This is a genomic window from Novosphingobium anseongense (genome assembly GCF_037482895.1).
GTDB lineage: Bacteria > Pseudomonadota > Alphaproteobacteria > Sphingomonadales > Sphingomonadaceae > Novosphingobium > Novosphingobium anseongense.
In genome coordinates this window covers 39,275-64,134 of record NZ_JBBHJZ010000009.1, presented here as the reverse complement: position 1 = coordinate 64,134, position 24,860 = coordinate 39,275, and the positions used below count along the sequence as shown (strand labels likewise).

The following is a 24,860-nucleotide window of genomic DNA, read 5'->3' as shown; positions in this document are numbered from 1 at the left end:
CTCAGGAAGGAATTTGAAGAAAGGAGACAAGGCAATGGCTGCCAAGGAAGTGAAGTTTGCGTCAGACGCGCGTGATCGCATGCTGCGCGGCGTGGATACGCTGGCCAACGCAGTGAAGGTGACCCTTGGGCCCAAGGGCCGGAACGTGGTCATCGAGAAGTCGTTCGGCGCGCCGCGCATCACCAAGGACGGCGTCACCGTCGCCAAGGAAATCGAACTCAAGGACAAGTTCGAGAACATGGGTGCGCAGATGCTGCGCGAAGTTGCATCGAAGCAGAACGACAAGGCCGGCGACGGTACGACCACCGCGACGGTCCTTGCCCAGGCCATCGTGCGTGAAGGCTCGAAAGCAGTCTCTGCTGGCATGAACCCAATGGACTTGAAGCGGGGCATCGACATCGCCGTCAAAGCGGTGGTCGAGGATCTTGAGGCCCATGCCCGGAAGGTCAGCGCCAACAGTGAGATCGCTCAGGTCGCGACGATCTCTGCCAATGGCGACGAGGAAGTCGGCCGCATTCTCGCCCAGGCGATGGAAAAGGTCGGCAACGAGGGCGTGATCACGGTCGAGGAGGCGAAGAGCCTCGCCACAGAACTTGAGACTGTCGAGGGCATGCAGTTCGACCGCGGCTATCTCTCACCCTACTTCGTGACCGATGCCGAGAAGCTCAAGGTCGAGCTCGAGGACCCCTATATTCTCATCCACGAAAAGAAGCTTTCGAACCTCCAGGCGCTCATCCCGCTGCTCGAGCAGGTGGTGCAGTCGGGCCGTCCGCTGCTCATCATCGCCGAGGATGTCGAAGGCGAGGCTCTGGCGACGCTCGTCGTCAACAGGCTACGGGGGGGGCTCAAGGTCGCCGCGGTCAAGGCGCCAGGGTTCGGCGATCGCCGCAAGGCGATGCTCGAGGACATCGCCGTCCTCACGGCCGGCAATGTCGTCAGCGAGGAGCTCGGTACGAAGCTCGAAAGCGTGACGCTTGGCATGCTCGGTCGCGCCAAGAAGGTCATCATCGATAAGGACAACACGACCGTCGTCGATGGTGCCGGAGCCCGCTCGGACATCGATGCCCGCGTCGCGCAGATTCGCGCACAGATCGAGACCACGACGAGCGACTACGACCGCGAGAAGTTGCAGGAACGCGTGGCCAAGCTCGCGGGCGGTGTCGCGGTGATCCGCGTCGGCGGCGCGACCGAGGTCGAGGTGAAGGAGAAGAAGGATCGCGTCGATGACGCACTCCACGCCACCCGCGCCGCAGTCGAGGAAGGCATTCTGCCGGGAGGCGGTATTCCCCTGCTGCGCGCGCTCAAGGCCCTTGGCAACCTCAAGGCGGCGAATGACGACCAGCAGTCTGGCATCGATATTGTCCGCCGCGCACTTCGCGCGCCGGCACGGCAAATCGCTGACAACGCCGGTGAGGATGGTGCCTTCATCGTCGGCAAGCTCCTGGAGAGCGAGGACTACAATTGGGGCTTCAACGCCGCCACCGGCCAATATGAAGATCTGGTCGGCTCGGGGGTGATCGATCCCGCCAAGGTGGTCCGCACCGCGCTCCAGGACGCCGCTTCGGTAGCCTCGCTCCTGATTACCACCGAGGCGCTCGTCGCCGAAGCGCCCAAGGATGACAAGGGCGCAAAGGCCGCGATACCGGAGATGGAGTACTGACACACCAAGGACCCGGCTGCAGCCGGGTCCCATCATCGAACATGAGGAACTCGACGATGAATGACCATTATCTGCGCTACCTCGAGCGCGAACATGCGCGTCTCGAAGCCGAAATTCGCGAGGAGGAGAAGCGTCCCCTTCCGCGCCATTTCCTGATCGGCCGGCTCAAGAAGCTGAAGCTCGCGGTCAAGGACCAGATGGCGGCCTGCTCAGGGCACGAGGCCGAGCGCGAAGCCGCTTGAGCGGAAGTTCGGTGTGGACGATCTGCAAACTTGCCTGCCGCTTCTCGGCAATGAACTTTGCCGAAACTGGTTGGCGCCCAATTCCGTTGCATGATCGTTCGCGCCGTTCGGAAAGCTCGCGAGGATGGACAGGGGAGCTCCGAGGCAGCCGCCGGAGCTCCTTTCTCTTTCCGCAGCAGGGAAAGCTAAGTAACTCGGCCATGCACTGGCGCGTAACAAGACGGCAGCCTGCGGTTAGCGAGAATGGCCGGAGGCACATCATCGTCCAGATGGAGAAGGGCGAGGAAATCGATTTCATTTTGGAGGCTGGTCTGGCGGTGACGTGCCTCCCTGACGGCACCTTTCGTATCGACGAGACGGGCGAAATCATCCGAACCGCTGGCTCGTTGGTAGTCAAAATCGAACGGTTATGACACGGAGTCTTCAGTCGCTCCGCCGTCATCCTGGTCACGCCCGCTGCCCCGGCCCAGCCATCATGAGTTGACACACACTGCCGCAGAATGACTGCCTCGTACCTCCTCCTCACACCGGCATGCATGACAGCCAGACAGCCCATAATGGCGGTTCTCGGGGTCAGCGGCTAGCCCGAGTATTATCAGGATGCAGGCTCTGCGATCGTCCCTTTGATTAGTCCGAACGGCAGGTTCCGCCGCGAACGGACGTTCGCGAGGGCGGCGCTGAGCGACCGGCTCATGGTCGAGACCTGCCGCCTTCGCCGACATAGCTGACGGTGGGGGGATTTTAAACCGGTCATTCATTCAGGCGGCTTGATGCAACCAGCAACGGTGGATGGGAGCGGTCAATGCGCTCCCATCCAACACCTCAGGCTTTTGCAGCCACCGGGAGGCGAAACGGCGCGCCAAGCCTGTTGAAAGCGTTCATCGCCGCGATCGTAATCGTTAGATCAACAAGGTCCTTCGGCATGAAAGCCGCGGCGGCGGCGGCGTAAGCTTCATCGGAGGCATGGGTGGTGCTGACATTGGTCACTTCCTCAGCCCAAGCCAATGCAGCCCGGTACTGGTCGGAAAACAGATGCGGGACTTCGGCCCACACCGGCACGAGGGCCACCTTGTCGATCGCCATGGTCTTCAAGAGATCTCGCGTGTGCATGTCGATGCAGTGAGCGCAGCCATTGATCTGCGACACTCTCAGGAACACCAGGTGCACGAGCTCCTCGGGAAGATTAGTTTCCGAGGTGACATAATGGTGGACACCGAACAATGCCTTGGCACCATCAGGGGCGAATTCGGTCCAGTTCAAACGGCTCATGATCGTCCTTTCCAACCACCGGTCATCGGTGCTTCCAGGTCAAGACGAGATGGCGCGATCATATGTGACATCGCTTCGCTTCATAAAAAAGCGGGCAGTTCTGCCGACATATCCGAGAAAGCGCGGCCGCTCATTTATGAGCGGCAGAGCAGGCCGGTGAGTTCGCAGCCGACGAACAATGACGCATTGGCGATCCTCGCTTTTAGGGGAAGCACCAATTGTGAGATCGCGGCCTTCATCATGATTGCAGGGCGTCGGAGAGGCTAAGGGAACAGCGGCCCGACGAATGGTCCAATTCTCTCCAGGCCGCCGCGAGGGATGTGTGACTACCAAATTCCTCAATAGACACTGCCTGTCGGCGCAGCAGCACCGAAGCGGTGTAGATTAGCTCGCCCTCCACATGCCGGACACCAACGAACGGAAAACCGCGCGCTTTCGCGCTCAAATGACGCACCCCTGTCACCCCATTTCACGAAACAATGTGTAGCCGTTAGGCCGCGGTCGATAGATTTATCAGTTCAGTTTCGCACACAAATCGACCTATCGATCGGAAATGGATTAATTAGCTGAAAGCCGTGAACACCGTGCGAAGGGGGGCATGCATTGCGCTGTGCGACCTCCTCGAGCGCCTCTCATGTCATCCTGCAACGATGTTCTTGGGCGGCGTGCGACGGGAGGCGCTAAATCAACCGAAGGACGAGGGTCTTCGACAAAAAGCGGCCGTTCCAAGATCCATTTCGTTTCCCAGAAAGACGCCGATCTTCAGCGTTTAATCGATGCATGGCGAAGGGACGATCGGCTGTATCCAAGGTGGAATGCGGCCGCTTTGGCATTTTTGGCAAACACCGATAATTATGCCAAGTCGAGTGCTTCTCATAGCGCTTCGACTGGCTGCTTTGAAAGTGGGCCGAGCGATCGGACGTCGGGAGATGGGACGGTGACTTTAACAATTTCAAGGCGTCCGATGCTCGCGGCGGACACGAAATTTTTCGCGGTGACCGCTGTGATCATGGCGATGCTGAATGTTGCCGCTTTTTCGTTCTTCGCGGCGGCAGGTATATCGACATTTAACGCCGCTCCTTACGTGCACATCCACGCAGTTCTCTTTATGGGCTGGGTCTTGCTGTTCGTCTCCCAAGCAATCCTCGGGGCAGCCGGGTCCCTCTCAATGCACCGGAAACTGGGCTGGACTGCCGTAGGTTGGGCGGTCGCGATGGTCATCGTTGGCACCTGCACGACGGTCTGGACGGTACAAAAGGGGGGAGTGCCATTTTTCTTTCTGCCCGCTCAATTCCTCGTGATGAACCCTCTGAGTGTTCTCCTCTTCGCGACATTATTGATTGGTGGCGTGATCAGACGGCGTGATCGCGAATGGCACCCGCGCCTTATTATTTGCGGTATGGCAGCGATCATGGGCCCCGCAATGGGCCGGTTGCTACCGGCGCCCTTATTCATGTACTCAATGCTGACCGTGGTTTTTGTCGGTATGATAGCATTTCCGCTCGCGGGCATAGTCCGAGACAAGCGGAGGTATGGTCGCGTTCATCCGGCATGGTGGGTTGGCTTGGCGTCCATCTTGACGTTGCACGTAGCTACGGAGACCTTAGGACGCAGCACAATTGCTGCATCTCTCTACTCCAGGACGGTCGCCGGAACGCCAGGTGAAGGAGTTCCGGCGCTTGTGCACGAACGTCCACCGTTTTGACTCCATCTCGTGGGGGCCGCTGGACGCCTTCCGCCGACCAAGCCGCCGTTTGTCAGTTCTCCTTAGCTCGCCAAAAGCGGTCATTGATTAAGCTCGGCGGGTGGATCTTGGCCGCCGTCATGACGGCATCGCCAGACGCATCAGAACGGCGCGTGCTAAGCGGGTTCCGCCGCATGAGAGCGGCCCTCTGCGATCAGGTGCACAGAGCGGGAGGTGCCGGTCCGACGTGATCCGATGAACGCCTTCAGCAGCAACGCGCCTGGCTGAAATTTTTTGCTGATGAGGTGCATCTCGCATCTTGAAACTCCCCTCTTCAAAATTAGCTATCGGCTGCCGGATGCCTCGTTCGGGTCCGGTGGACATGGAGGGCACCGGCTCTGTGTTCCGGTGCATCTCACGTCCGAATTGCTTCAAATGGAGGATTTGGAAATGAGAACGAACTTTGACTTTGCGCCCTACCGGCGTTCCACGGTGGGCTTCGACCGCCTTTTCGACCTTCTCGAGAACGGCTCGCGCGCCGACACTGTCGAGGGCTACCCGCCCTTCGATATCGTCAAGGACGGGGAGGATACCTATCGGATCACCCTCGCGGTCGCTGGGTTCCGGCCCGACGAGATCGAGATCGTTGCCCAGCAGAACTTGCTCATGGTCGCGGGCAAGCGCTCGCAGGCAGAGCCCGAAGGCGATTACCTTCACCGCGGTATCGCGACGCGCGACTTCGAACGCCGCTTCCAACTTGCCGATTTCATTGAGGCGGGAGCGGCGAGCTTCGAGCACGGGTTGCTGACGATCGCTCTCAAACGTGTCGTGCCCGAGGCGATGAAGCCGCGGCGCATCGAGATTGGCGGTCGACCGGCCAACGATCGTATCGAGGGCCCCAAGGACAAGACGCGCAACGCGGCCTGATCCCGGAACCATGGCTTGCCGATCTCGCTTTGTGCGGACCGGCAAGCCTAGCCGCGGACCGACCCGTGCGGCCGGCAAATTATAGAGTCAGGAAGAGGAAAGGCAGAAAGGAGGCACGCGCCCATGACCCTCTCCCATTTCAACAGTCCCTTCGACGTTGTCCGCCATCCACAGCTCGAGCCTGAGGTCAAGCGAGCGATCCTGGCGTCCTGGGCTTCGGACGCGAACGCCGTCGAGAGCCGCCCCGATCTTTGACAACCGCCCGAGGCCCCGGGCCCGCTACGGCTCAGCGAGGTCATGGATGCGCTGCGAAATCTCGACAGCGGGCCAGGCTGACGATGCCGAAGGCGTTTCTGGAATATCTGCGGCAGGAGCTTTCGCGTCTCACAGCGGAACTGGATCGCGCGCGATCCCATGGTGCGCCTCGCGACGAGGTGGCGCGGCTCGAAATACTTCGCCGCCTGGTCGACAACCAGATCGAGCAGTGGTCACGCGACTTAGGCGAGGATCGCATGGCGGCCTGACGAGGATGTGAGTTGAGTCTGGCGGGGAGGATTGTCCGTGCCGCCAGACTCCTAGCTTCTCAGCCGGCGATGCCGCGCAGAAGAATGCGGCCTAGCCGTGCCGAGAAGGCGCGAGGGTCGACCGGGAGTTCGCCGTCCGCGACGCGTGCCTCATCGAACAGGAGGTGAGCGGCGTCTTCGCGCAAGTCCTTGTCGCTATCCGCTAGCGCACTGAGACGCGTCACGAGGTCGTGGCGCGGATTGATCTCGAGCACGGGCTTGCTCGACTGGGCGAGCTGGCCCGCATTGGCGAGCAGCCGCTCGAGCTGGCGGTCCATACCGGCGTCAGGTGCGACGAGGCAGACGGCGCTCTCGGTCAGGCGCTCCGATGCGCGAACGTCGGATACAGCGTCACCGAGAGCCTCTTTGACGAAGTCGATGAACGAGGCGACTTCTCTCGAGGTTTCGGCGGCAGTTTGCTCGCCGTCCGGGAGCGGGATGAGGCTGAGATCGGATAGGCCCTGGGTCACCGACTTGAAGGGTTTGCCTTCGAAGTCCACGCCCGAGGAAGCCCAGAAGCTGTCGACCTGGTCGGTCAGCAGCAGCACTTCGACGCCGCGCGCACGGAAGCCTTCGAGCTGCGGGGAGGAGGCCAAGCGGTCGAGATCGGTACCCACCGCGTAATAGATCGCAGTCTGGTTTTCCTTGAGCCCGGCGGCATAGTCCTTGAGCGTGCGCCAATCGTTTCCTGCGGTCGACTTGAAGCGGGTCAGACCAAGCAGCGTCTCGCGGCGGGCGTAGTCTTCGTAGAGGCCTTCCTTCAACACCGCGCCGAAGCTCTCCCAGATCTTGAGATAGCGCTCCTCGTCGGTTTGGGCGAGCTTGTCGAATTCGCTCAGGAGCCTGTTCGTCACGCCCTTCTGGATAGCGGCGAGCACCGGACTTTCCTGGATCATCTCGCGCGACACGTTGAGCGGGAGATCCTGGGAATCGACGAGCCCGCGCACGAAACGCAGATAGCGGGGCAGTATCTGCGCCTCGCCCGTGATGAATACGCGGCGAACATAGAGTTTCATCCGCCCCGTCCGTTCAGGATCGAAGAGGTCGAACGGCTTGGTCTTGGGTACGAAGGCAAGCACGTTGTACTCGTGGGTGCCCTCGGCGCGGTAATGCAGCGTCAGCGCAGGCGCATCGAATTGTCCAGCATTGGTGCGATAGAAGTCGGTGTATTCCTCTTCGCTGATCTCCGACTTGGAGCGGGTCCAGAGGGCCGCGCCGTCAGCGATCTGATCGGGCTCGGCATCGGGTTTCTCGCGCAGGAAAATGGGTACCGGGACATGGCCCGATTGCGCCTTGATTTTACGCTCGACGCTGAAGCGCTGGGCGTAGTCGGCAGCGTCCTCCTTGAGATGGAGCAAGACGCGCGTCCCGCGCGCCGGTGCCGTCTCAGGCTCCGCTTCCCTGATCGTGTAGGTGCCGAGGCCATCGGACGACCAAGCAGCCGCCTCCTCGCTCCCAGCGCGGCGGGACGTTACGTCCACCTTGTCGGCGACCATGAATGCCGAATAGAAACCGACCCCGAACTGCCCGATGAGCTGGCTCCCCTCGCGGTCCTTCCCGGCCGCGAACTGATCCATGAACGCCTTGGTGCCCGATCGCGCGATGGTGCCAAGCGCTTCGGTCATCTCGTCTGCGCTCATTCCGATGCCATTGTCCTCGACCGTCAGCTGCCGCTGGTCCGGATCGAACGTAACGGTAATGCGCGCCCGCGGATCGTCGCCCAGCAGCTCCGGCTTGGCGACTGCCTCGTAACGCAGCTTCTCGCAGGCGTCGGCCGCGTTCGAGACAAGTTCGCGGAGGAAGACGTCCTTATCCGAATAGACCGAGTGCACCATGAGGTGGAGCAGCTTGGAGACATCAGCTTCGAAGGAACGGGTTTCGGGGGCGGCATCGCTCATCGTCGTCATTGGGTAATCGCTCTCCTGTGATCCGCGCGCGGATTTGGTTGGCGCCGTTTGCCATTTCAAGGCCGACGGGCAGAGCGATGAGACATCCTGCTGTTGCGTGGCGTTCCCGCCGACTCTGCTGCCTTCAGGGCACGAATCGGAATGCCCCGATAAGTGTCTTTCATTCAGCTGTGCCGGAGTGCTTCGTGATTGGCTTAGACATTGGTCGCAAGACTGGCCGTTTCGGGTAAGGCCGGTGCGGAATCTTAACGACGGCCATCCAGATGTTGCGAGTTCGAGCTCTTTGCTCGCCCTATGATTGCAGAACCCGCAGGAACGACAATGTTGGCTGTTCACCATAGCTGGAGTGTCAGGGGCTACCAAGCTCCGCTTGCACACGCGCCGCTCAAATCGCTTTTCGAGCTCACGCTCGACGCGCTGCCCGACGGCGTCCTGCTGACAGATCGCGACCGCCACGTCATTTATGCCAATCCGGCCTTCGCCCAAATCTGGAATATCCCCGACGCGCTGATGGATGCCGGCGATGAGACGGCGATGCTCGCTCATGTCGGTTCGATGCTGATCGATCCCCAGGCATTTTTCACAGAAGTCGAACGCGTGCACCCCACAGCCGAGACCCTGACCGACGAGCTGCGCTTCGTTGATGGCCGCATGATTTCGCGCAGAAGCGTGCCATTCCTTGACCATCACCAGTTCGCTGCACGGATCTGGGTGTTCACCGATGTGACCGAGGCCAGGTCGGCACGGCATGACATGCTGACGGGCGTCAAGAACCGCCGCGCCTTCAACGACGAGTTTCCCGGTTTCGTCCGCTGTGCCGCACCCGGCGCGTGGAAATCGGTCGCGCTGATCGATGTCGACAACTTCAAGAAGTACAACGATCACTATGGTCACGCCGCCGGCGACCAGGTTCTGCGCAGCATGGGCGAAATCCTGCGCAAGCACCTCAGTCGGGCCGACGATCTGCTTTTCCGCATAGGCGGAGAGGAATTTCTGGTAGCGCGCTACTGCTGCGACGAGATGGAGATTGGAGAGTTCTTCGAGCGGGTCCGGTTGAGCATCGAGGAACTCGATATCGCTCATCACGGCAATGCGCCCTATGGCAAAGTTACAGCCTCTTTCGGAATCCACTTATTCTGCGGAGCGCAGGAGCCGGAACGGGTCTTCGACTTGGCGGACAAGGCTCTATATACCGCCAAGGCTGCCGGGAGAAATCGAGTAGCGTTTGATTTGTTGGCCTCGCAGTTATCGCCGGCAATCCAGACATGTGGGCGCCCGAGCTAGCGCCCTTGAACCGCCGGGCGTCAATGCAGGGAGCGATTTTTTGGTAGGGAACTCTTTTGGATCGTTCGCCATTCTCAACGTCGGGAAAATCAGTTGCACCGATAACACGGCAAATCGAATGGAGGTTACGATTACCCCGAGCAAAAGAGACCAGTGGGAACAGAAGCGTCTGGAATGGCTGGCACGGGCAAGAGCAGCGGAGCATCCTGCTTTGGTGGATGAGTTTCTGGCGATGGCCGACCGATACGCTAGCGCGCTCCAAGAGTTTGATGAGCCGGAAGCCAAGCTTTCAAATGACTGTTGGTAGCTCGCTTTTGGACCATGTCCGCCGACGTTGCTGACGTTCGCTGGGTCGGACGGATGTCCCAAAACCGGCCTTCCATTCATTAAGGTGGCGAAGACGGCCGAGGCTCTACAGGCGGGTTCGGTTCAACTTGGCCTCGTGATGAAGTGACATCAGGATCCCGAGAAGGATCATGACCGTCATCATCGCGGAACCACCATAAGACATGAGCGGAAGGGGGATGCCGACCACCGGGGCGAGGCCCATGACCATCGATAGATTAATCCCAACATAGAGAAACAGAGTGAAAGACAAGCCTGTGGCTGTCAGCCTCGTGAACACTGACGCTCCCTCCACGCCCAACTTCCAGCCCCACCGGATGAGATAGGCGTAAGCGCATAGAAGGAGGATGCCGCCCAGCATTCCCCATTCCTCGGCCATCGAAGCAAAAATGAAATCGGTATGGCTTTCGGGAAGATACTCCAGGTGACTTTGGGACCCATTTAGGAAGCCTTTCCCAAAGAGACCGCCTGATCCAATGGCAATTTTGGACTGGGTGATGTGATAACCAGTCCCCAGTGGGTCACCTTCAGGGTTCATAAACACTAGCACACGATTTTTTTGATAGTCGTGGAGAAGCGCCCACGCGACCGGCAGCAACGCGAGGACAGCAGCGCCGGCAGCTACGAACCATCTCAATGGTAAACCCGCCGCGAACAGCAACAGAACACCGGCCATCGTGATCATCATGGCGGTACCAAGGTCGGGCTGCAGCATTACCAGCGCTGCCGGGACTGCCACCATCAGAGCGGGCGGAAGAAGCGCTGATGGTGAAGTCGTGAACGCAGGCGGAAGCCGGTGGAAATATTTGGCCAGGCTGAGCACCACGGCGAGCTTCATAAATTCGGAAGGCTGGAGCCGAATGAAGCCTAGGTCAATCCAGCGCTGGGCGCCCATGCCGATCTTTCCGAACAGCTCGACAATGAGCAGGAGCACAAGTGCTATGACGTAGAACGGGTAGGCGATCTCCATCCAGCGGGTAATAGGCACTCTGGAGAGGCCGATCATCACACCGAACAGGATGACGAACCGGATGCCTTGATTGGAAGCCCAGGGAGACAAATGGCCGCCCGCCGCTGAGTAAAGCGTCGCCAAGCCGAAAAGGACTATCGCAACGAGCGTGCAGAGCATGCCCCATGGCAAGGCTTTCAATGATTCAGGCAGGATCGACACGAGCAGCTTTCTGAAAAATATTCGTTCAAAGGATGTGTGGGACTGGCCTAGGGACTGCGGTCACTTCGCGCGCTGCGCCGCACCACCGTATCGCCCAGCCAGTAGTGGTGGGGCCGCGGTAAGACTGAGATAGATGAGAGCGGGCGCAAGCATGCCCCCTGCGGCAGCCAGGCCCCCTGCGGCAGCCCTGCGGGGTAGGATTCGCCTTGACCAGGTCGAGAGCTGACCATCAAGCATCTCGCGCTTGAACTCGAGCCCTACCAGCAAAAAGAACACCGACATCAACCCGTCGTTGATCCAATGCTCGATCGATAAAGGGCCCAGATGAAACTGCAGCATCGCGGCGTAGCCTGGGCCGAGAGGTGAGTTGGCATGTACAAGTGCGAGCGCTGCGGACGCCAACAGCATAAGGCCTGCCGACGACTGGCCGTATAGGAATTGGCGGATCGCGCTCGCGCGAATGAAGCGTTTAAGGGGCAAGGTGGTATCCGGGCGCAGGCAATCTGCGCTGGCGGCCCGACCAGCGAAAAAACCTGCCCGCGCAGCTTTCCAGCGACGAACACCCGTGACCGCTATACAGTTCGAGGTCGTAGAGGCAAGCCAGAGTCGTCTAGACGCTCAATTAAGAGATGAAGGCAGACCTGCCCGCGCGCAAGCAGTTCAAACTTCGATCTTTACGCGGATCGAGCGCCTTCCTGGTGCGGGACAACGCCGCCCTCGAAACCGATCTCCACGTGCAGGGCGAAGCTGTCGATCAGGTTGGTCGACAACCTACTTATATTCGACCACCCTTATACAGGAGCCGCCGCGGGGCAGGCTCAGGAAGATATATCGCGCGTGTGAATGCTTGAGATGTTTCAGAAGTGCCCTGTAAGTACGCCAGTGGCCCTAGGTGTCTTGCGCGCCGCGTAGAAGTGCGCGCGTGAAGCGATCGATAGAAGCGATAAACGTCCCCCAAATCTGCGGGGGTGCAACTCTCAACCCAAGTGAGAACTGGGGGCGGTTACATTTTGTCTATCCTTGGGCGCTTCCGAAGTAATACTCATTAGACGACAGTAACCCGCGTCAACAGCGCTCTCGATGTTCCCGGCATTACTCGCCATTTGGCGGGAGATCCACCTTCATTGCCGACGTAACCACCAAGCGCTGTCTCCAAAATCGACCGTTCTTACAGATCGCTGTACCACGTCGGCGCTCGTGGAAAGCGGCCCTGCGTCCTGGTGGATTCTTCGGCTGGTCTAAAACTTCGTCTCCCACAGTAGCTGCTAGTCAGCTCCATGAAGGGCCGCGCTCGTATCCGCCATGTGGGCGCCCCGCTGACCCATCGGTCGCGGCATGCCTGTCGTCGTATCGAGTGCGGTCTGTCGCTCAATCTCGGCGTTGACGAGCGCGCCGACCAGTACGGCGTAGGCCGAAACATAGAGCCACATCAGCAGGACCGCGACGGCGCCAAGGGAACCGTAAGTGGCATCGTAATTCCCGAAATTTGCCGCATAGACCCCGAACAGAAGCGTGGCCACGAGCCACAGCCCGGTGCCCATTGCGGCCCCCAGGCTCAACCATTGCCAGCGCGCGTCGGACCGATCGGGCGCGAAGCGGTACATGGCGCCCAGCGTGAGGCAACATAGCAGAGCTGCCGTTGTCCAGGCGAGCGCGCGCGAGAGAGGCGCGACGAATGGTCCCGCGCTCCCAAAGAGCGCCTCGGCAAACGCAAAAAGCGCGGCTGAAGCAAGGCCCGCCAGGGCGATGGCGACCGCGGCGACGATCAGCGCCATCGCAACAAACCAGTTACGGACGAGACCGCGCCGGTTCGTTTCTTCGTAGATGACGTTCAGCGCTTCGATCATTGCGCCGGCCGCCCGGCTCGCGCTGAAGATCGACAGACAGATCGCGACGATCAGCGCTATACCCTTCTTCTTGCTGGCGGTTACGAGCAGCGCCACGAGCTGTTCGTTGACGAGCCGGGCCGCGTCGGTCGGGAGCATCTCGATCATGAAGGCCATGTGCCGTCCCACCGCTGCCGGGTCGGCGATGATCCCGTACGACATGACCAAGGCGCCCAGCAGCGGGACGAAGGACAAAAAAGCGTAAAAGGCGATGCCAGCCGACATCAGCCCCAGATGATGGCGATCGCTGTTGAGCCAGACGCGGTGAGCGATCGAGCGCCAAGCATTGACGGGCATGGCCGTGGGCGAAGGCGCCTCAGCACCGCAAAGCGCCTGCTCGCTGGTCGCGGCTACTCCATCGCCTGCCCTGGACTGTGGGCCTGTTGGCGGCGAGACGCTCATGTCCCCGGCGTACCGATCCCGCGAAGCGACTGACCGGCCGTCTCGACGAGGAAAGGCATGGCCGCCAGGCCCACGCTGCAGGCCGCCATCATGGCATATGCGGGTATGAGAATGTCGCCTGTCTCACCGATCGCCCAGGAATTGATGACGGGGGCTGTGCCACCGAATAGCGAGGTGGAGACGTTATAGGAGATCGCGACGCCCGCGAAACGGACGTGTGTCGGAAACATAGCGGGAAAGGTCGAGGAGATCGTCGCGAGCTGGGGGACGTAGAGCAGTCCGAGCAGGACGAAGCCGGCGATCGCGCCAGCAATACCGGTCGCCATCAACTCATATGCGGGTATCGCCATCACCAGAAGGCCGGCGAGCGAGGCCCACCAGAGTGGTTTGCGTCCGAAGCGATCGGACAATGCACCTGCTGCTGGCAAGAAAGGTATCATGAACAGCATACCGACGATGGGCACGTAGAGCGCCTGTTCGGACGTTAGGCCAAGCCGCAGCTGCAGATAGGTCGGCATGTAGCTGAGCAGGGTGTAGTTGACCACATTGAGGGCCACGACGAGCATGCCGAGCACGATCAGCGGCATGCGAAACCGGCGCAGAAGATCACGCAGTTCGCGCAGGTGCCCGCGCTCTTTCGCCCCGATCACCTCGATTTCGCGGAACACAGGCGTGTCCTCGATGCGCGACCGCAAGTAGAGGCCGGCAAGGCCGAGGGGAGCCGCGACGAGGAAGGGCAGGCGCCAGCCCCAGGCCTGCATGGCCGGCTCGCCGAGGACCATCGAACAGCCCAACATCAGCAGGGCGCCGAGCGAGAAACCCGCGAGCGTTCCGACCTCGAGGAAGCTTCCGTAGAACCCGCGATGCTCGTCAGGAGCATATTCGGCCATGAACGTGGCCGCGCCGCCATATTCTCCCCCGGTCGAGAATCCTTGGACGAGCCTGAGCAGCACGAGCAGGGCCGGCGACCAAAATCCGATCGCGGCGTAGGATGGGACGAGGCCGATCGCGAGCGTTGCCGCTGACATGATGACGATCGTCAAAGACAGCACCGTCTTGCGCCCGTACCTATCGCCGAGAGGGCCCCAGAACAGGCCGCCGAGAGGTCTGATGAGAAACGATATCGCGAACGTCGCCAGCGCGAAGAGCGTCGCTTTCTCGGTCGTGCCGGGGAATAGCGCGCCCGAAAGGTAGGCAATTCCATAAGCGTAGATACCATAGTCGAACCACTCGGTGGCATTGCCAAGAGCAGAGGCCATGATCGCGCGATGAAGGGTTGCGCGCGAAGACGGGAGCAGCGGCGAGATCGTGGCACGCTTCATTGGGATATTGCCTCGCTCGGCTGTGTACTGATTTCGTTCTGTCTATTCACGCTGCCGTGGGGCGCGCCTCGCTGCCGCAAATCGCTACCACCGGGGCGCTGATAGAGGCGGAGACCGAACCGCGGCAGGATCGCGAGAAGATGATCGAAAATGTCGGCCTGGGTGGCTTCATAGGCGCCCCATTCAGACGTGTCAGCGAAGCAGTAAACTTCCAGTGGCAGGCCTTCGGGGCTCGGTGCCAGTTGACGGACGATACGTGTCATGTCGGATCGCAAGCCCGGATGACTGGCAAGATAGTGGTCGACATAGGCTCGAAACGTCCCGATGTTCGTCAAAGCGCGACGGTTGATCTTGGCTTCACCGCGATCGTCGAGTTCCGCATTCCAGCGAGCGATTTGCGCGCCCTTGTCCTTCAAGTAAGGACTAAGCGCCTGGAATTGAGCCAACTCCGTCTCGAGATCCTCCGACAGGAAAGCGACGCTCGTCTGGTCCAGCAGGAGTGCTCGCATGATCCGGCGGGCGCCCGTCTCCTTCATTCCGCGCCAGTTCCGAAACGGCTCGACAATGAGGCGGTGTGTGGGGATGGTCGTGATCGTCTTATCGAAATTCTGCACTTTGACGGTGTGAAGCGCGATGTCGACGACGTCCCCGTCGGCATCGAATTGCGGGGCCGCGATCCAATCGCCGACGCGCAGCATGTCGTTCGAGGTGAGCTGGACAGAGGCAACGAGCGAGAGGATCGTGTCCTTGAACACCAGCATGAGAACCGCCGCCATGGCACCAAGCCCCGAAAGAAGCAGCAGAGGTGACTGGTCCATGAGCACGGCCGCGACGAGGATTGTGGCGGCGCCGAACAGGAGGATTTTCGCTACCTGCAGATAGCCCTTGATCGGGCGGCTCGCGGCATGGGGGCGGCGCTGATAGAGCGCGTTCAAGCCGTCGAGCGCGGCGCTCAGTGCGAGGACGACGGCGACGATGATGGCCGCGTGCGCGACATTGCGACCAATTGATATGGCGCCGGGTGGAAGTCGGGGTATCCAGGCGATCCCGCGCGCGACCACGATCGCGGGAACGACGTTGGCGAACCGCCGCGCGACCGGATCGAGATAGACGGTGCCTGTCTCGAGACCGAGCCGGATCAGGACGCGATCGATCAGGCGCAAGATGACGCGCTTGATGAGGACGTTGGCCAGCACCGCGAAGAGCACCAGCGCAGCTGCGCTTGCCATAGTCTGCGTCCAGACCGGCCAGCCTGCAACGAACTCGTTTACGTGCTTCATTTAGCGCCTCGGTTCGCGGGAGATTGGCGCGAGCTTTGCGGTCAGCGGGGTCGTTCGCGGAAGCGGCAGGAAGCGGCGCTGCCGGTCACCGGGAACGGGGGGGGACACCATAAGGCGGTAACTAGCGAAGACTACGACGAGCGCCGCGCAAAGACCGATGAACAGGAACAGACCACGCGGACCGCCAATTTCCATGAATAGCGATGCCGGAACCGGTCCGGCGGCAGCGCCGAGGGCATAGACGAGCACAAGGCCGCCTGTCGCGCTGACCCGCTGCTCGGCGTCGAGATGGTCGTTGGTGTGAGCGACGCACAGCGGATAGAGCGCGAAGGACATGCCGCCGAAAAGCCCGCCTGCGACCATCAGTTCAGTGCGTCCCTGGGCCCCGAGAACGATGGCAAGGCAAATGGCGAAGCTGGCGCCGAAGCAGGCCACGAGCACCTTGCGCCGATCCAGGCGATCGGAAAGTATGCCCAGCGGCCACTGCAGTGCCACCCCGCCAAGGATTGTCGCGCTCATGAACAGGGCGGTGCCCGCATCGGCAAGCCCGGAGCCGCGCGAGAATATAGCGCCCAGACCGTAAAAGGCGCCGAGCATCAGACCCGTTGCGGCAGTGCCGACGGCGCCAAGCGGAGAGGCGCGATAAAGCCGGCCGAGCCGCATGATCCGGCCCTGCGGCATTGGCGGAGCCGGCATGCGCGTCAGGGCCACAGGCAGCACCGCCAATGATAGCAGGATCGAGGCTGCGATGAACGGCATCGATGGCCAGGCGTGGCCGAGATTGAGCAGGAACTGGCCGATCGCTTGGCCTGCGTAAAGCGCGATCATGTAAAGCGCGAGAATGGCACCGCGGTTTGCAGCCTCGGCGCGATCATTGAGCCAGCTTTCCAGGCAGACGAACACGCCGGCCATGCATAAACCGTCGATTAGGCGCAGCAGTGCCCAGAACACCGGATCCAGATTGATCGCATAGGCGATCGAGGTCGCCGAGAATAAGGAGACGAAAGCCGCGAAGGCACGGATGTGACCGACCCGCCCCACGAGACTGAAGGCGAGGATCGAACCGATCGCGAGACCCGCAAAATAGGCCATGGCGACGATGCCGACCACGTAGGCGGGGGCGCCCGAGGCCTGAAGCCTTAGCGCCACGAGCGTGGCCAGGAACCCGCTGCCCATCATCAGCATGAAGATGGCGAGGAGCAAGGTGCCGACGGAGCGAATGTTCTGGAGCATGGTTTTTCGAGACCGGACGGGCCAGTCCGGTCAGCTGTCAGCAGATCGTTGCGATTTCGAGTGGCAGCGACGGCCGCCCTGAAATTATGGGTGCTGCCTTGCGCGCCGCGATGAATTCGGGACGTGGCTCGAGGTCACCCGAAGGAGGTCCAAGCCAGTTCGACACGGCATTGTAGACGATAAAGGCATTGCTGCGGGGGAAAGGCGTGATGTTGCCGTTGGAACCGTGCATGGCGTTGCAGTCGAAGAGGATGACGGTTCCCGGATCGCCCATGGCTGTGCGGATGCCGTTCTCGGCTGCAAGATCGGTCAGCGTTGCGCGATCGGGCACGCCGAGATCCTGCTTGCGCAGCGATGCCCGGTAGTTGTCCTGCGGCGTCTCGCCAGCGCAGGCATGGAAGGCCAGGTGCGAGCCGGGAATGATCATCAGCGGACCGTTGGTCGCATCGTTGGGCGACAGCAGGATCGACATCGACAGAGCGCGCATGCGCGGCATGCCGTCTTCGACGTGCCAGGTCTCGAAATCGGAGTGCCAGTAGAACTCGCGTCCCGCGAAGCCCGGCTTGTAGTTGAGCCGCGACTGATGGACGTAGATCTCGTCTCCAAGCACGAGGCGCGCGATGTCGGCGAGCCGTCGGTCCGCAGCGAGGCGCGCCATGGCCCGGTCCTGGCGATGGACCATGAAGATCGACCGCACCTCGCGCGAGCCAGGCTCGGCAATCACGGTGTCGGGATCGAGCGCTTTGGGATCGGCGAGCAGCGCTGTGCTCGCCTGGCAGAGGGCGGCGACCTCCCCGGTGGTGAAAAGGTCGCCGAGAACGAGATAGCCGTCGCGTTCGAATTGGGTCAACTGCTCCTGCGTGAGCGGCGCGCCTTCATGCCAAGTGCCGTGCACCACGGGATCGACGCGCGGCAGCACAGCCGCTTCGCGGCCGCACCTGGAGGGGTAAGGATCGGCCATTGTCGCTCCTGCGTTGCTGGTGAAAACCGCCGCGTTCACGAGGCGAGAACGGCGGGCAGATAAGCGCCGCTCTCGTCATGGATTTCGCTGCCGGTGACCGGCGGATTGAACACGCAGACGGTGACGAGCTCGGATTCGGCGCGAAGCGTGTGCTGATCGTGCTGGTCAAGCGCGTAGAGCGTGCCCGCCGACAGGGCATGACGCTCACCCGTCGCCAAGTCCTCGACACTGCCCTTGCCGTTGAGGACAAAAACGGCCTCGACGTGGTGGCGATAGTGGAAGGTCCATTCGCCGCCGGCGTGGAGCGTCGTCACATGAAAGGAAAAACCCATGCCGTCCTCGGCGAGAAGCAGGCGGCTGCTTTCCCAGCCCTTGTCGGTGACGTTCCGGTCGGAAGCGCGAATTTCGTGAAGTTTCTTGATCAGCATGGTCGGTCTCCTCAGGCGGCCGCGTCGAGCGGCTGGGTTCCGGTGCTGCGAAAGGCATGCGCTAAAAGGTCGAGCCCGTTCGCAAAGACGTCGTCATCGATCGTGAGGGGTGCCAGGACCTTCACGACCTCGTCGTGCGGGCCGCTGGTCTCGATGACGATACCAAGTTCGAATGCCGCCGCGGTGATCGCGGAGGCGCGCGCTCCCGAACCAACGTCGATCCCGCGTATCATGCCACGCCCCTTGACCTGGGCGGGCACGTCGCAGGCCGCGGCGATGGCCTCGAGTCGCTCGGCGAGGAATTGGCTGCGACGCTGCAGGTCCTGCGAGAAGGCCGGATCACCCCAGAAGTTCCGCAAGCTCGCCGTTGCCGTGACGAAAGCATGGCAATTGCCGCGGAAAGTGCCGTTGTGCTCGCCCGGATCCCAGACATCGAGGTTCGGCTGGATCAACGTCAGGGCGAAGGGCAAACCCATGCCGGACAACGATTTGGCCATCGTGACGATGTCGGGAACTATGGCGGCCTCCTCGAAGCTGAAGAAGGAGCCCGTTCGGCCGCAGCCTGCCTGGATGTCGTCGACGATGAGCAGCGCGCCGTGATCCTTGGCAATCGCCGCGATCTTGCGCAGCCAGCGCGGCGAGGCGACATTGAGGCCGCCTTCGCCCTGCACGGTTTCCAAGAGGATGGCTGCCGGAGCATCGAGACCGCTCGAGGGATCCTCGAGCCGCTGGCGCAGGAGATCGGCCGTGTCGACCTTTGGGCCATAGTAGCCATCGAACGGCTCGTGGCTGACGTGGCTAAGCGGGATGCCCGCGCCGCCGCGCTTGCCGGCGTTGCCGGTGCAGGCGAGGGCGCCCAGCGTCATGCCATGAAAGCCATTGGTGAAGGCGATCACATGGTGCCGGCCCGTCACCTTGCGCGCGAGTTTCAGCGCCGCCTCGACCGCATTTGTCCCTGTCGGCCCGGTGAACATGGCCTTGTAGGACAGTCCGCGAGGTTTAAGGATCGTGGCGTCGAACTCTTCGAGGAAAGTCGTCTTGGCCTCGGTGTGAAGGTCGAGGCTGTGCGCGATGCCGTCCCGCTCAATATAGTCGAGCAGCGCCTTTTTGAGGACGGGGTGGTTGTGGCCATAGTTGAGGGTCGAGCATCCCGAAAGGAAGTCGAGGTAGCGTCCGCCCTGGCTGTCCATCATCCAGGGGCCGCTCGCGCTCGCGAACTCTCGCGGCATGGCGCGCGAGTAGCTGCGAACGCGCGATTCGAGACGGCGATAGAGGGCGGCGTTGGGCTGTGTCGCGGACGGACGAGGGATCGTGTTCATCGAGATTCCTTTCGGGTCGATTGAGTGGGCATGGGGATGGGAAGCGGGCCGATCAAATAGAGATCCTCGCTCTCGTGCCGACCGCCGAAATGGGCGGCGGCGTCGAACCATGGCTCGCGGCGCATGGGAGCGCCGCGCTTAGCTGCGAACTTCTCGAACATGCGTAGCGAGGCCCGGTTCGATGGCGTGACGGAGGTCTTGAGCCACCGGGCATCGGACATATCATTGCGCTCGAACAGCGCCTCCAGCATGGCAACGCCCAGGCCCGCTCCGCGGGCGCGTTCGTGGACGGCCACTTGCCAGACGAAGAGGGCTTCGGGCTGATCGGGCGGGCGGTAGCCCGAAATCCAGCCGTCGATCTCGCCGTCACGTGAAGCGATGATGCAGGTTCCGGCAAAGTGCGTACACTGCAGCAGATTGCAGTAGAGCGAATTGCCGTCGAGCGGCGGGCTGGCTGCGATCAGGGCCGCGACTGCATCGGCGTCGCGCGAGGTTGGACTGCGAAAACAATGGTCCGAGCCGGCGCGCCTGCTCGGTGGGGCGGAGCTGCGGACGGTGCCGTCCGCATGGCCGCTATAAATCAAATGAAATCCCCTATTACTTCAAAGTCGAAAATATATTTTGGAGCTCACTGGCACGAGTCGGTCCAAAGGTGGTCATAAAATTCATATTAAACAAGCGTATATCCTGTTTTCGCCCATTCGAAATATCGGAATGTTGCGTTCATCTCTTTGGAATTCGAAATAATAATCAGATTGGCGCGGGCGCGTTCGGGCGGTAGCTGGAAGCGTGATAGAGCCGCGCACCGAGTCTGCCCTGAGAGCGATACGCCGTCTTCTGCGTTCCGCCGATCTCAGTGAAAAACGCCTGGCAATGGCAACCGGCCTGACCCCTTCGCAGCTTGTCGTACTCCAGGAAGTCGCCCGCGAGGGCGAGGCAACCGCCGGGGGGATCGCAACCGCGGTCCAGTTCAGCCAGGCCACTGTAACGAGCATCGTCGATCGGCTCGTCGAACGTTCCTTCGTCGCGCGAAGTCGCCGTGAGAACGATCGCCGGAAAGTATGGGTGACGATTACCCTTGTAGGCAGGGCGATCCTGTCCTCGGCGCCGGACGTCATGCAGGACCGCTTCCAGGACCGATTTTCGCAGTTACCCGATTGGGAGCAGGCGATGATCGTCGCCATGCTCGAGCGTCTTTCCGCCGTGCTCGATGCCGACAGCCTCGAGGCCGCGCCAGTCATCGATGCGGGCATCATCGATCGCATCGCACCCGACTGAGCGAGGTCGGCGGGCGGCTTGCAGCTCTCGCATCCCCTTCACACCGCTTTGATCGATATTGGCTCGCCCGTTTGCGAGGGGCAATCGGCCCGCGTTGCTGAAGGCGGCCTCCAGGTTGCAGCACGTCCCGCGCGGCATTCTGGCCCCGTGACCACATCTTCGCCGTAATTGCGCTTTCCAATGGCGCTGCGGTCGAGATCGATCGCATCAGTGAAAGGCTTTCGATCCGAGTTTTTTCAGTTTTGGGAGTAATTTATGAGAATGCACCTCACGATCGCGGTCCTGGCGGCAACGATGACGCCAACAGCCGCCTTCGCGCAGGGAGCGCCTTCGGCGCCCGCCAGTCCAACCCTCGCCGCCGGCGCCACGGTTTTTGATCCGCAGGGCGGAGAAGTCGGCAAGATCGTCAGCCAGTCAGGAGACGCCGTCGTCCTCGACACAGGGGCCAACAAGGCGACTCTTCCACGCAGCGCCTTCACTGCTAGCGCCAAGGGCCCCGTGATCAATGCCACCAAGGCACAGCTCGACGACATGGTCGTTGCTGCGGCCGCGAAGACCAATGCCGCACGCGACGCTGCTCTGGTCGTCGGAGCTCAGGTTCATGGCAAGGCCGGCGCAATGATCGGCACGATCAAGGAAGTATCTGGCGATCAGGTGCTCATCGATCGCCCAGAAGGCGCCGTCAGCCTATCCAAGAGCGCGTTCACCGTCGGTGCTGCGGGTCTGACAATCTGGATGACCACGGCAGAGCTGGAGGCAGCCGCAAAATCGGCAGCGTCATCTGTGCCCGGCCAGTAGCACAACGTTTGCATCGGTGGCTCGCGGGGCGTTGCGCCCCGCGGCCCTCGCGGGACAATGTGCGACGAAAATTCCGGATCGGCGCGCCCGCTGATGCAGTTGAGCCATGTGGATATCCGAGGACCGGAGACCTGGCCCGGCTCTCGCGGCGATATTCGCGCCATTATCAATAGGTTTGCCGCCTATCTGCCATGATGGCGGATTGAACGAGAGCCGGCGCTCAGATCTCCGGGCTGTGGCGAACCGTCTGCTCGAACCTTCGTTGGAGCGCCGCGGATTAGAGCGGGATTTGCGTGGCCTGCCGGGCAACGGGATCGAAACCCACGAGCAGGCCACGCCCCGCATGCGTCGGGTTCGCCCTGATAGCTAGCCGGCGCCGACTGTTCAACTGCGCGCTGCGCCGCTGCGGCTCTCGCGCCGTGGTCGCGCGCCTGGGGCCGCGCCATTTGCTGCTGGCGCTCAGGCCCGCCCGGAAATCGGCTCATCCGCTTGTGGTTTGTTGCTTGGTGCCCACGAAGCACGGGGTGATCGCCACCACCGCGGACCTATTGATCCCCGCAACACGATTGCGGGCGAGGGCCCGATTCAGAAGGGGAAGAACGCGTGGATGGCCGCGACACCAACCATCCAGGTGATGAGGTTGAGCGGGATGCCGACCTTGACGAAGTCGAGATAGTTATAGCCGCCCATCTGGTAGACGAGCACGTTGGTCTGGTAGCCGAAGGGCGTCGCAAACGCCGCGCTGCCGGCAATCATGACGGCAACCAAAAAAGGACGAGGGCTCACGTGCAAGGCCTCGGCAAGCGACACCGCGATCGGAGTGAAGAGTACGGCTACCGTCGCATTCGAGAGGAGCTCTGTCGCGAACAGGGTCACGCCGTAGATGATCACAAGAGCCAGGAAGGGGCTCAGTCCGTCGAGTGAATGGATCAGCCCCGCGGTGACCGCGGCTGCGAGGCCTGTGACGTCGAGTGCGATGCCCAGAACCACCATGCCTGCGATCAGCATGAGGACCTCGGGTCTCAGCCCCGAATAGGCCTCTTCTGCCGTCAGCACACGCAGCAGGATGAGGAGGACCGCCCCGGCAAAAGCACAGGCCGCGATCGGGGCGATATCGAGCGCGGCCAGGACGACGACGGTCACGAAAACCGTCGCCGCCGTCGCGGCGGCCGCCGGTCGCAAGCCCGCCTGCTCGGCGAAGGCGGCTGCCATCCCGACCTGGCCCCCCGCAAGACCGGGTTCCGACAGCGCGGAGGCATCGGGCCGCGGCGATGGCTCGGCCTCCGGCTCGGCCCGGATCAGCACCTGGCTGAACAGCATGAGGTAGATCCCGCCCGACAAGGCCACGAGGATGCCGACCGGCGTGATCTCGAAGATGCCGAAGCGTGGCTGTCCGGCGACCGAGGCCATGTCATTGACGAGGAGATTGGTCGAGGTGCCGATCAGCGTGCAGCAACCGCCAAGCACCGCGGCATAGGACAAAGGTATCAGGAAAGGCTTGGGAGAAAGCTGCAGCGACCTTGCAACATCGCGCACCACCGGCGCCCCGAGCACAACGATTGGCGTATTGTTTAGAAAGGCCGAGGCCGCGCCAGCGAGGGCTATCAGCAGCCAAAGTCCCGCCTTGCCGATCTTCTCGCACAGGCGCGTGACGCGTGCGATCGCCGCGTCGAGCAGGCCTGACAGCTCCATGGCGTAGGCAATGACGAAGAGCGAGGCGAGCGCGATAATGGCAGGGCTGGCGAAGGCACTCTGCACTTCGACCGGCCGCACCACCCCCGTCATCAGAAGCACCGCGGCGCCCGTCAGTGCCACGACGTCGGACCGCAATCTATCCCAGATCAGGGCGACGACGACGGCAACGAGCACGACGAGCGTGATCAGCTGGCTCATGGTCATGGGCTGCTTATGATAGGAATTCGGTGCCGCGCCAAGCAATCCGGCTTGCAAAAGTTCAGACCAGGGTCGCAAAGTCCGCGACAATCGTGTTAGGGCATCAGGCATGACGCGATGGTCCGCAACAGCCGCCTTTGTGGCGGTCGTCTGCCTGTTGTCCGCCTGCAAGAAGGGGGACGCGCCGCAAGACCTGCCCACCGCGACCCCCAGCGCTGCAGCACCCACGATCGTACCACCCCTCGTCGAGACACCTCTGGGCCGCGAGGCCTTGCTCCTGGCGATAGCCCGGGCGGCAAGCGACACGGCGCTTGGACGCGATCAGTCGGCAACACAGCGCGACCTCGACGGTTCACGCTTCGCCCTGCGCATGCGGTTCGGCTGCGCGGGGGACGAGCCGGTGCCAGGGCGCCGGCTGACATTCGATGAAACGCGCGGCAAGCTCGAGCTCAGGCTCGACAACGAGATCGGCGCGCAAACGCCGCTTGTCCTCGGCCTGCGTGAAAGTGGCTACGAAGCCGTCGAGGGTTTCTGGGTCCACAGGCCCTGGCTTCTTGACGCCGATTGCCGACAGGCTGCCCCGGGCGCCGAGGCGCCCAGGACCATCGCAGCGCCGTCACCCGGCCCGGAGCCTTCGGGACAACCGCCATCCTTGAACCTCGATGCCGGCGAGACCTCGTCGAGTGAGCGCGAGAGTATCGGCATTGCCCAGTTCTTCACGCCCGACGACGCGCGCACCCATCGGCGGGCCGAGCGCGGATATGCGGTGACAAAGTTGCTTTCCGCGGGCGAAAGCCGGAGCAGCGAAGGGTACGACATCGTCCTCGCCGGACGTCTGCGCCGCTTGGCCAGCGGCCGCGTCATAGCCTGCACCGTGCGCCGTACATCTGCGCCGCCCGACTGCCTCGTCTCGGTGCAATTCGATAACGTCGCCATCGTCAATCCCAGCACAGGCGAGGTCCTCGCCCAGTGGTCTGGCGCCTGAGCACTTCACTGCCCGAGTGAAGG

General features: G+C 61.9%; 24 protein-coding genes. 11 read left to right on the top strand and 13 right to left on the bottom strand.

Going from position 1 to position 24,860, the window contains the following annotated elements; translation table 11 throughout:
• Nucleotides 1–34 precede the first annotated feature (34 nt).
• From groL to WG901_RS23105, 3 genes are all read left to right on the top strand, one after another.
• The gene (groL, locus tag WG901_RS23115; protein WP_339589497.1) at nucleotides 35–1,660 is read left to right on the top strand and encodes a chaperonin GroEL; all 1,626 of its coding nucleotides are present in this window, start codon (nucleotides 35–37) and stop codon (nucleotides 1,658–1,660) included.
• A gap of 56 nt (nucleotides 1,661–1,716) precedes the next feature.
• Entirely contained in the window at nucleotides 1,717–1,902 is a 186-nt protein-coding gene (locus WG901_RS23110) for a YdcH family protein (RefSeq protein ID WP_046764598.1), read from the top strand.
• 269 nt (nucleotides 1,903–2,171) lie between these two features.
• A complete protein-coding gene (locus tag WG901_RS23105) occupies nucleotides 2,172–2,315 on the top strand; it encodes a hypothetical protein (RefSeq protein ID WP_339589496.1) in 144 nt (47 codons plus the stop codon).
• A gap of 409 nt (nucleotides 2,316–2,724) precedes the next feature.
• Here the strand turns inward: WG901_RS23105 and WG901_RS23100 are convergent, their stop codons facing one another.
• A complete protein-coding gene (locus tag WG901_RS23100; protein ID WP_339589495.1) occupies nucleotides 2,725–3,171 on the bottom strand; it encodes a carboxymuconolactone decarboxylase family protein in 447 nt (148 codons plus the stop codon).
• Between the two features lie 634 nt (nucleotides 3,172–3,805).
• Here WG901_RS23100 and WG901_RS23095 point away from each other — a divergent pair.
• The 4 genes from WG901_RS23095 (at nucleotide 3,806) to WG901_RS23080 (ending at nucleotide 6,306) form a co-directional block, all read left to right on the top strand.
• Entirely contained in the window at nucleotides 3,806–4,876 is a 1,071-nt protein-coding gene (locus tag WG901_RS23095) for a hypothetical protein (RefSeq protein WP_339589494.1), read from the top strand.
• Between the two features lie 429 nt (nucleotides 4,877–5,305).
• Nucleotides 5,306–5,782 (top strand): Hsp20 family protein, encoded by a 477-nt coding sequence (locus tag WG901_RS23090; protein WP_339589526.1) that lies wholly within the window; start codon nucleotides 5,306–5,308, stop codon nucleotides 5,780–5,782.
• A 123-nt stretch (nucleotides 5,783–5,905) separates the two neighbouring features.
• Nucleotides 5,906–6,037: a hypothetical protein gene (locus WG901_RS23810; RefSeq protein WP_417603964.1), complete on the top strand. Its 132-nt coding sequence runs from the start codon at nucleotides 5,906–5,908 to the stop codon at nucleotides 6,035–6,037.
• 83 nt (nucleotides 6,038–6,120) lie between these two features.
• A complete protein-coding gene (locus tag WG901_RS23080) occupies nucleotides 6,121–6,306 on the top strand; it encodes a hypothetical protein (RefSeq protein ID WP_339589493.1) in 186 nt (61 codons plus the stop codon).
• Nucleotides 6,307–6,365: 59 nt separating this feature from the next.
• Here the strand turns inward: WG901_RS23080 and htpG are convergent, their stop codons facing one another.
• A complete protein-coding gene (htpG, locus tag WG901_RS23075; RefSeq protein ID WP_339589492.1) occupies nucleotides 6,366–8,252 on the bottom strand; it encodes a molecular chaperone HtpG in 1,887 nt (628 codons plus the stop codon).
• Nucleotides 8,253–8,573: 321 nt separating this feature from the next.
• Between htpG and WG901_RS23070 the strand changes: the two genes are divergently transcribed.
• Nucleotides 8,574–9,536: a GGDEF domain-containing protein gene (locus tag WG901_RS23070; RefSeq protein ID WP_339589491.1), complete on the top strand. Its 963-nt coding sequence runs from the start codon at nucleotides 8,574–8,576 to the stop codon at nucleotides 9,534–9,536.
• A gap of 412 nt (nucleotides 9,537–9,948) precedes the next feature.
• Here WG901_RS23070 and rodA read toward each other — a convergent pair whose 3' ends face one another.
• From rodA to ectA, 10 genes are all read right to left on the bottom strand, one after another.
• Nucleotides 9,949–11,052 carry a rod shape-determining protein RodA gene (gene rodA / locus WG901_RS23065; RefSeq protein ID WP_339589490.1) on the bottom strand — a complete coding sequence of 368 codons (1,104 nt, stop codon included), beginning with the start codon at nucleotides 11,050–11,052 and terminating at the stop codon, nucleotides 9,949–9,951.
• Nucleotides 11,053–11,112: 60 nt separating this feature from the next.
• Nucleotides 11,113–11,460, bottom strand: coding sequence for a Na+/H+ antiporter NhaA (locus tag WG901_RS23060; protein WP_339589525.1), 348 nt, complete (start codon nucleotides 11,458–11,460; stop codon nucleotides 11,113–11,115).
• Nucleotides 11,461–12,317: 857 nt separating this feature from the next.
• Nucleotides 12,318–13,235, bottom strand: a complete 918-nt coding sequence (locus tag WG901_RS23055) for a YihY/virulence factor BrkB family protein (RefSeq protein ID WP_339589489.1) — start codon at nucleotides 13,233–13,235, stop codon at nucleotides 12,318–12,320.
• A 101-nt stretch (nucleotides 13,236–13,336) separates the two neighbouring features.
• A complete protein-coding gene (locus tag WG901_RS23050) occupies nucleotides 13,337–14,599 on the bottom strand; it encodes an MFS transporter (RefSeq protein WP_339589488.1) in 1,263 nt (420 codons plus the stop codon).
• A gap of 59 nt (nucleotides 14,600–14,658) precedes the next feature.
• Complete coding sequence (locus WG901_RS23045) at nucleotides 14,659–15,942, bottom strand: mechanosensitive ion channel family protein (RefSeq protein WP_339589487.1); 1,284 nt, start codon at nucleotides 15,940–15,942, stop codon at nucleotides 14,659–14,661.
• A complete protein-coding gene (locus WG901_RS23040; protein WP_339589486.1) occupies nucleotides 15,943–17,175 on the bottom strand; it encodes an MFS transporter in 1,233 nt (410 codons plus the stop codon).
• Between the two features lie 37 nt (nucleotides 17,176–17,212).
• Nucleotides 17,213–18,136: an ectoine hydroxylase gene (gene thpD / locus WG901_RS23035; RefSeq protein WP_339589485.1), complete on the bottom strand. Its 924-nt coding sequence runs from the start codon at nucleotides 18,134–18,136 to the stop codon at nucleotides 17,213–17,215.
• Nucleotides 18,137–18,171: 35 nt separating this feature from the next.
• A complete protein-coding gene (locus WG901_RS23030) occupies nucleotides 18,172–18,564 on the bottom strand; it encodes an ectoine synthase (RefSeq protein ID WP_339589484.1) in 393 nt (130 codons plus the stop codon).
• An 11-nt stretch (nucleotides 18,565–18,575) separates the two neighbouring features.
• Nucleotides 18,576–19,883 (bottom strand): diaminobutyrate--2-oxoglutarate transaminase, encoded by a 1,308-nt coding sequence (gene ectB / locus WG901_RS23025; protein WP_339589483.1) that lies wholly within the window; start codon nucleotides 19,881–19,883, stop codon nucleotides 18,576–18,578.
• Nucleotides 19,880–20,467 carry a diaminobutyrate acetyltransferase gene (gene ectA, locus WG901_RS23020; protein ID WP_339589482.1) on the bottom strand — a complete coding sequence of 196 codons (588 nt, stop codon included), beginning with the start codon at nucleotides 20,465–20,467 and terminating at the stop codon, nucleotides 19,880–19,882. The genes ectB and ectA overlap by 4 nt, the downstream gene beginning before the upstream one ends.
• A 205-nt stretch (nucleotides 20,468–20,672) precedes the next feature.
• Here ectA and WG901_RS23015 point away from each other — a divergent pair, with 205 nt between their 5' ends.
• Together WG901_RS23015 and WG901_RS23010 are read left to right on the top strand one after the other, a co-directional pair.
• Nucleotides 20,673–21,161: a MarR family winged helix-turn-helix transcriptional regulator gene (locus tag WG901_RS23015; RefSeq protein WP_339589481.1), complete on the top strand. Its 489-nt coding sequence runs from the start codon at nucleotides 20,673–20,675 to the stop codon at nucleotides 21,159–21,161.
• Nucleotides 21,162–21,422: 261 nt separating this feature from the next.
• The gene (locus WG901_RS23010; RefSeq protein WP_339589480.1) at nucleotides 21,423–21,959 is read left to right on the top strand and encodes a hypothetical protein; all 537 of its coding nucleotides are present in this window, start codon (nucleotides 21,423–21,425) and stop codon (nucleotides 21,957–21,959) included.
• 585 nt (nucleotides 21,960–22,544) lie between these two features.
• Here WG901_RS23010 and WG901_RS23005 read toward each other — a convergent pair.
• The gene (locus tag WG901_RS23005) at nucleotides 22,545–23,858 is read right to left on the bottom strand and encodes an SLC13 family permease (RefSeq protein WP_339589524.1); all 1,314 of its coding nucleotides are present in this window, start codon (nucleotides 23,856–23,858) and stop codon (nucleotides 22,545–22,547) included.
• A 103-nt stretch (nucleotides 23,859–23,961) separates the two neighbouring features.
• Between WG901_RS23005 and WG901_RS23000 the strand changes: the two genes are divergently transcribed.
• A complete protein-coding gene (locus WG901_RS23000) occupies nucleotides 23,962–24,837 on the top strand; it encodes a hypothetical protein (protein ID WP_339589479.1) in 876 nt (291 codons plus the stop codon).
• Nucleotides 24,838–24,860 lie beyond the last annotated feature (23 nt).